This window comes from Alteromonas sp. KUL49, assembly GCF_006538345.1.
Taxonomy (GTDB): Bacteria; Pseudomonadota; Gammaproteobacteria; order Enterobacterales; family Alteromonadaceae; genus Alteromonas.
The window spans coordinates 1-697 of sequence record NZ_BJKL01000042.1 but is presented as its reverse complement, the minus strand read 5'-3'; the positions used below and the strand labels follow the sequence as shown (position 1 = coordinate 697).

Genomic DNA, 697 nt, shown 5'->3' with positions numbered 1-697 from the left:
CCATACATAAAGACCTCTTCGGGTTGTATGGTTAAGTGACTAAGCGTACACGGTGGATGCCTTGGCAGTCAGAGGCGATGAAGGACGTATTAACTTGCGATAAGCCCAGATTAGGTAGTAAAAACCTTTTGAGTCTGGGATTTCCGAATGGGGAAACCCACTTACATAAGTAAGTATCTTGTTGTGAATACATAGCAACAAGAGGCAAACCGGGGGAACTGAAACATCTAAGTACCCCGAGGAAGAGAAATCAACCGAGATTCCGAAAGTAGCGGCGAGCGAAATTGGATTAGCCCTTAAGCTTTTAATGATGCAGGTGAAGAGTCTGGAAAGTCTCGCAATAAAGGGTGATAGCCCCGTAACCGACACATCATAATCAGTGAAATCGAGTAGGGCGGGACACGTGATATCCTGTCTGAATATGGGGGGACCATCCTCCAAGGCTAAATACTACTGACTGACCGATAGTGAACCAGTACCGTGAGGGAAAGGCGAAAAGAACCCCTGTGAGGGGAGTGAAATAGAACCTGAAACCGTGTACGTACAAGCAGTAGGAGCACCTTCGTGGTGTGACTGCGTACCTTTTGTATAATGGGTCAGCGACTTATATTCAGTGGCAAGGTTAACCGTTTAGGGGAGCCGTAGGGAAACCGAGTCTTAACTGGGCGTTCAGTCTCTGGATATAGACCCGAAACCA

General features: G+C 47.2%; 1 rRNA gene. It reads left to right on the top strand.

Annotated elements, in window-relative coordinates:
- Positions 1-29: 29 nt before the first annotated feature.
- Positions 30-697, top strand: a 23S ribosomal RNA gene (locus EYS00_RS20440); the annotation flags it as partial.